Genomic DNA, 4,923 nt, shown 5'->3' with positions numbered 1-4,923 from the left:
CAACCTCCTCTATAAAAAATATTATAAGTTATACAACTTATATTGACAACTAGAAAAATGAGTAATAGAATAGTTATATAAGTTATATAACTTTATTGAGGAGGTTATTACATGGAACGGAAAGTTAAAAAGATGATGGCTGATCTTCAATTTATTATGAATCATGGTCAAATCAGTGTAGATTTTATGGATCAAGGATATAAAAGAATGCTTTTTAGTGCATTAGAAGCTACGGGAAAACAGTTTAATGTGCATACCAATGAACATAATGAAACAACCTTGTTCTTAGAGTTAGTTTAGTAAATTTACGCAATGAGGAGCTGTTAATAATGGAGCAGTTAACCATTTTTGACGTAATGGATGAAACTAAAAATAAGTTATATGAGGTATTAGAGAAAAATGGATTAAATCATAAGATTCATAAGTACTATTTATATTCGAATTATGAAGGAGCTGTTCAGTATTACTATATAAGAACAACCGACAATACAATTATTGATTTGTGTCTCTCCGATTTTCCAGAAATCTTCGCTGTCCATGAAGGATTTAGCGATAAACAAATTAGAAAGATTTTCAACTGGAACTTATAAGCTATATAAATAACAAATTTAATTATTGGAGGAATGAAAAATGAAAATTGGTGTATCTGAGTGGAAAGCATTGAAAAAAGAGACAAAGTTAAAGCTATTGCGTTATGCGATGTTAGAAAGCAAGTATAAGTATGCAAAATAAAAGCTCTTCATTTGCATAAGCAAACAAAGAGCAAAAGTCTGAGTTACCATCTGGGAAAGAAATTGGCAGGTTTCTTTCCTCTATATTTTAACATATTAAAAGCTGTAGAGAAAAGGGGCATATAGAATGAGAGAAGGTCGTATTTCCTTTCAGCAAAGGTGTAAAGAATTTCTTGTTATGATTGTCTGTTTTTGGTTCATTATGTTTCTCATGTATGGTGAAAGCCTGTTACAATAGAATGAAGTCGAAAGTCAAAATACCCTTAGGTAGCTCTCATAGGTGTAAGGTCTATGGGGCTTTTTTAATAAGGGAAATATAAAATTTCACGTACCGTAATGTTTAATACAAAAAAACTACCGAATCAATAGTCTACATTTAATTTTGTACCTAATTAATTCGCTTAATGGGGTCCAACCGAGATACGTGTAAAAATAGGTCATAGGATTACTTTTTTTCCAAATAAGACCTACTTGATTTTATATAGTTTTCTTCTATTGGCGGATAGATCTTCTGTAAATCAATCACATAATCCCCACAGCGTCTTTATATGTCATGTCATATACTTAGTGTTTCTAAATCTTGAACTAAAAAGTGATAACTTTCATTTTTTAGTTGTCATAAAATCATAGTGATATCTACTACATTTTGAAAAACCATTATGGGTGTTTTTATTATAGACTTCTACTTTATTAGTACTAGCTGTAATTTGTTCACGTAATTTCATATCAGAACTTACAAAGAAAAAAAGAACATGAAATGCGCAAAAAATTATCGTAGGGCAGATTCTCAAATCATTTGAAAATCCAGCCTACGATAACATGCTTATTTATAGGTGCAACTCATATCCTAAAACATCTACTTCAGCTGCTGAAGCATGCCCATTTATTCCGTTCGTTACTTCTAGTTTTACATATTTCGCAGAAATAGGTTCGAATGTTGCAAATTTTTTCCCTCTATTATTGTCCCATGTTCCAGACGTTACTTTTTTATAGTTAGAACCATCCATGCTTGTATAAATATTGTAGTTTAAAATAATACCATTCTCTGACCAATCTTGTCTTGGAAGATATGCTACTTGGGTGATGGTTCGTATTGATTGACCGAGATCTAGCGTTAAATTGTATGGATATTGATTTGGTGCGCTCCATTGACTATGCCAAATTGTATTTGGATTGTCATCGATCGCGTTACTTGCTGGATTACTCCATGATTCCTCACTATTTGCACTGGCCTTCATTATTTTTTTGGACAATACAGCTAGTGGTTTCACGGGCTTAGAATCCGTTGCCTCCCAGATAGGAGCAATTAATGTTGGATTATTGAAAGCTTCGATTTTTTGTCGCGTTTCTGGTGATGCTTTCAGCCCCCACTGATCAAAGAACGGGAGTAAATTTTGTTTTGCTACTATCGATGTATTGTAAATAAATGCTTGGATTTTCTCTTCATCTGTTTTGGGAAGTTGCTCATTAGGTATCCCTCGATATAGCTGGTGAAGACGCGGATAAAAATCTTCACCATACGCTAATTGTAGTTGCCAAATCATAACGACTTTCAGAAAAGCGTCCTGGAGTTTTGTATAATCTTTATTTGTTTGTTTTAAGTATTCAAAAGCCTTATCATATTCCCCTCTTGTTTCCAAAGGTGCTGGTCGATTAGGATATATTTGCTGGTGTGCAGCTAAAGAATATAAATTAACAGTGACTTCACCCATTCCGCATCCACCTGCCGCGACTTCCCACCACGTCCATGGAGCTTGTTGCCTCGCGTGACCTGCTTCATGCATCTCACCCCATCCAAATTCATTTAGATTTAAAGCGCTTTTGATTGATACACCTGAAAATACAGCTCCATCCAATGTGTTTGCATATCCCCAAGCGTCCTTAGGATTTTCTGTAAAAGCCCAAATACGACGAGTTGGCTGATGTAAAGGATTAAGATCTGTTTCAGATAACCCCGAGATCTTATCTTGTGCTCCAATCATTTTATCGTATGTTTCTAATAGAGGGATAGGATCTTGATTTACAATATATTGATTTGCACTATTACGAGAAACGGTAAGTACTGCTTTCTTAGACTTTAGTTGGACAGCATGTGCATCTGGATATTTGTTCATCATTGCAATCCAATCTTCTTTCGTATGCTTCCCTAATTCAAAAACCGGAATATGCTTTCCTCCTTGTGTGACTTTCACTTTAACTGTTCCTGTGTTATTCAAATTATCCAGTCCCAATAAACCACCATTTGAAGAGGAAACCGTATTAACACCAGGAGAGAGCTCCAATTCTTTCCCCCACTCCTTATCATAATGATGTGTACCAATAATAGCTCGAATCTTTTGTGAACCTGATACTTCAATTGTAATTTGTTCATTTGGGTTCACATAGATGCCTGTTGGCATATAATTTTTTTGGTCACCTCTTCTTTCTCTTTTTGCTTCATCCCAATAACTCCCTGTAGCTGGAAGATCAAATTCCCTTTGTTCATATATAGTTGCAGTTTGCACAGCAACTGTTTCAGCACGTACATCTAAATTATTTGTCATAATAGGTGCAAATAAGGTGGTTGCTAAAATAGCGGATGTCGCAAACATCTTTATTGGTTTTTGTAATTTACCACTCTTTCTTCTGTTCATATAAATCAATCCTCTCAGTATGAATTTAAAATAAATGCCTTAGCTCAAAGTCCTAAAATTAATATCAGGCTTCCATATTAAGTATAATTAAAGAAAAAAAATCCACAATTGAGAAAAAATAAAACGTTAAAAATTTACATTCATGTGAAATAAACATAAATTTTTAACGTTTATGTAAAACATAATTGTCACTTTACTCATAAATTTACCACAATTAAAAGTATAAACTTGCCAGAAATCTCTTGTTTGAGAAGACATTTATCTAATTGTTTAAAAAAATGGAAGCATAACTTTGCCTTGAGTTAATTATTAACCAATCCCAATGCTGTAACATACCTTGTACAAATATATAATGTAAATTCTCTTGCTTTTCAATTATCGCGTGCTGAAGAACTACAATTGTTTATATTTTGTTATTTCCTGTTCCAGAATACTTATGATAAGGATTCTTTTTTTATATGAAAAATCACAAATAAAAAAAGATAAGATCGGCGAACACGATCTTATCTTTAGCACAAGGAGTAAACAAAAGGATAACCATCATATTTATATCATAGTTTATTTTTTGTTATTTTTGAATATTAGAACCATAATTAACAAGTATATCTATATTGAGAAATTTATTACAAAATTAGTTATAAATGATTCAAAACTCCAATGTAAACTTTTAACCAAAAGTTTACTTTCATTTCCCCTTAAACATTGACTTTACTCTATTTTTATTGATATCATAAAAATAGACGAAAAAGTATACATTCAAATCATTGAAAATAAAAGGATTGAAAAACAGATGGATAAAAAGCAACATTTAATCGATGTACAACCAATTCGAAGCAAAGAACAGCTCGGAGATATGAAATGGTCTCTTAAACGTCATTGTTCAGATCGAGATTACATTTTGTTCCTAATTGGTATTAATACGGGATTGCGTGTAAGTGATTTACTTAAAATGGAAACGAGTGAAATTTTAAAACTGAAGCGAAAAAAACGAAAAGAATTTAAAGTGAAGGAAGGAAAGACAAAAAAGGAGCGTATCATAAATATTACATCCATTTTTGAGGAAGTACTTCCATACGCTGAAGATCTAAAAAGTACCTGGTTATTTCCTTCTCGAAAAGGTGATAAACCTATTAGTAAAATACAGGCCTATCGACAGTTACAAAAAGCCGGAGATTTTGCTGGAGTCGAATCTTTAGGTACTCATACTATGCGTAAAACATTTGGATATTGGTTTTACAAGCAAACAAAAGATATTGCTATGTTACAAGAAATATTGAATCATAGTACACCACAAATTACACTAAGATATATCGGGATTAATAAGGAAGAAAAAGATAATGTACTTGATACATTCCGCATCTAGTTTAAATTAGATGCTTCTTTATTTTCGGAAAATCGATAAGACGGATATGCAATTATGCATATCCGTCTTTATTATTTTAATAGTAATAAAATCTAATATATAATTAAAAAGTTTTTAATGAATTAATAAGGAGATGCGAGTATGAGGAAAGTCATAGGACTTATAGTATCATTATTTTTATTATTCTCTACCTATG

The 4,923-nt window shown here is 32.3% G+C and carries 4 protein-coding genes and 1 pseudogene; 3 read left to right on the top strand and 2 right to left on the bottom strand.

What is annotated here, in order from left to right:
* Positions 1-111: 111 nt before the first annotated feature.
* Positions 112-300, top strand: coding sequence for a hypothetical protein (locus tag BM089_RS30050; protein ID WP_002204218.1), 189 nt, complete (start codon positions 112-114; stop codon positions 298-300).
* Between the two features lie 29 nt (positions 301-329).
* Complete coding sequence (locus BM089_RS30045; protein ID WP_090979128.1) at positions 330-590, top strand: hypothetical protein; 261 nt, start codon at positions 330-332, stop codon at positions 588-590.
* Positions 591-1,176: 586 nt separating this feature from the next.
* On the opposite strand, the pseudogene BM089_RS31940 reads toward BM089_RS30045, so the two are convergent.
* Positions 1,177-1,462: pseudogene (locus BM089_RS31940) on the bottom strand (hypothetical protein); the annotation flags it as partial.
* A gap of 96 nt (positions 1,463-1,558) precedes the next feature.
* Positions 1,559-3,364 carry a M60 family metallopeptidase gene (locus BM089_RS30035; RefSeq protein ID WP_090979122.1) on the bottom strand — a complete coding sequence of 602 codons (1,806 nt, stop codon included), beginning with the start codon at positions 3,362-3,364 and terminating at the stop codon, positions 1,559-1,561.
* A gap of 790 nt (positions 3,365-4,154) precedes the next feature.
* On the opposite strand from BM089_RS30035, the gene BM089_RS30025 reads away from it, so the two are divergent.
* Positions 4,155-4,727 (top strand): tyrosine-type recombinase/integrase, encoded by a 573-nt coding sequence (locus tag BM089_RS30025; RefSeq protein WP_090979117.1) that lies wholly within the window; start codon positions 4,155-4,157, stop codon positions 4,725-4,727.
* Positions 4,728-4,923: the final 196 nt, after the last annotated feature.

It is taken from the genome of Bacillus sp. 5mfcol3.1 (genome assembly GCF_900114335.1).
GTDB classification, from domain to species: domain Bacteria; phylum Bacillota; class Bacilli; order Bacillales; family Bacillaceae_G; genus Bacillus_A; species Bacillus_A thuringiensis_S.
The sequence above is the reverse complement of the archived record's forward strand: the minus strand, read 5'-3'. Positions and strand labels throughout refer to the sequence as shown.